The organism is Streptomyces sp. NPDC016469, assembly GCF_040632905.1.
Taxonomy (GTDB): domain Bacteria; phylum Actinomycetota; class Actinomycetes; order Streptomycetales; family Streptomycetaceae; genus Streptomyces.
Genome location: NZ_JBEYCQ010000118.1, coordinates 1 through 1,274 on the forward strand (window position 1 = coordinate 1; position 1,274 = coordinate 1,274).

The following is a 1,274-nucleotide window of genomic DNA, read 5'->3' on the forward strand; positions in this document are numbered from 1 at the left end:
AACGCATCCCCTTCGCCTGGAACAACATCACCCTCCACGCCACCCACCCCACCACCCTCCACGCCCACCTCACCCCCACCACCCCCGACACAGTCCGGATCAGCGCGACCGATGAGACCGGGCAGCCGGTGGTAACCATCGGTGAGCTGGTGCTCCGGCCGATCAGCGCCGAGCCGCCGGCCACCGACGGAGGAATCCTGCTGGGTGTCGACTGGACCCCGGTACGGGCTGACGAGACCGGGACCTCGGACGCCCCGGTCGCCGTGATCGGCACGCCCGGCCCGGAGCTCGCCGCCGGACTCGGCGAGGAGACCGTGCGCCACCCGGACCTGACGGCCTTGTTCGCCGCCGAGGGCCCGGTGCCGGAGACGGTGTTCCTGCCGGTCCCGGCCGGCCAGGAGACCCGCGGCGCTCTCGCGTACGTCCTGGAGGCCGCGCAGCAGTGGCTGGCCGAGGGCCGGTCCGCGGGTTCGCGGCTCGTCGTCGTCACCACCGGCGCCGTCGCCACCCACCGCGGCGACCTGCTGGACGACCTGGCCGGTGCCGCGGTGTGGGGTCTGGTGCGTGCCACGCAGACGGAGAACCCGGACGCGTTCGTCCTGCTGGACCTCGCTCCGGCCGAGCCGGCCGACGTCGCCGCACTGGCCGCCGCCGTGTCCGCCACCGACGACGAGCCCCAACTCACCCTCCGCCAGGGCACGGTGTACGCCAACCGGCTCACCCGCGCCGGGGCCGCTGCCGCCGACGTACTGACCCCGCCCGTCGACACCGGGGCATGGCGCCTGGGCAGCACCGGCAAGGGCACCCTGGAGAACATCGCCCTGGTCCCGTCACAGGACGCCGCCGGGCCGCTCGCCTCAGGCCAGGTCCGGGTCGCCGTACGGGCCGTGGGCGCCAACTTCCGCGACGTCCTCATCGCCCTCGGCAGCTACCCCGGCGAGGCGCCGATGGGCAGCGAGGGCGCGGGCGTCGTCCTGGAGACAGGCCCCGGAGTCACCTCCCTCGCCGTGGGCGACCGGGTGATGGGCCTGTTCTCCGAGGGTGCCGGGCCCGTCGCCGTCACCGACCACCGGACGCTCGGCCACATTCCGGCCGGCTGGACGTTCACCGAGGCGGCGGCGACGCCGATCGTCTTCCTGACGGCGTATTACGGTCTGACGGATCTGGCGGGGCTGCGGCCGGGCGAGCGGTTGCTCATCCATTCCGCGGCGGGCGGGGTCGGGATGGCCGCCACCCAGATCGCCCGGCATCTGGGCGCAGAGGTGTTCGGCACG

1 protein-coding gene is annotated in these 1,274 nt (G+C 74.3%); it reads left to right on the plus strand.

The genetic code is table 11. The features are described from left to right. A partial coding sequence (locus ABZ565_RS35660) for an alcohol dehydrogenase catalytic domain-containing protein (protein ID WP_361036465.1) occupies positions 1–1,274 on the plus strand: 1,274 nt, incomplete at both ends.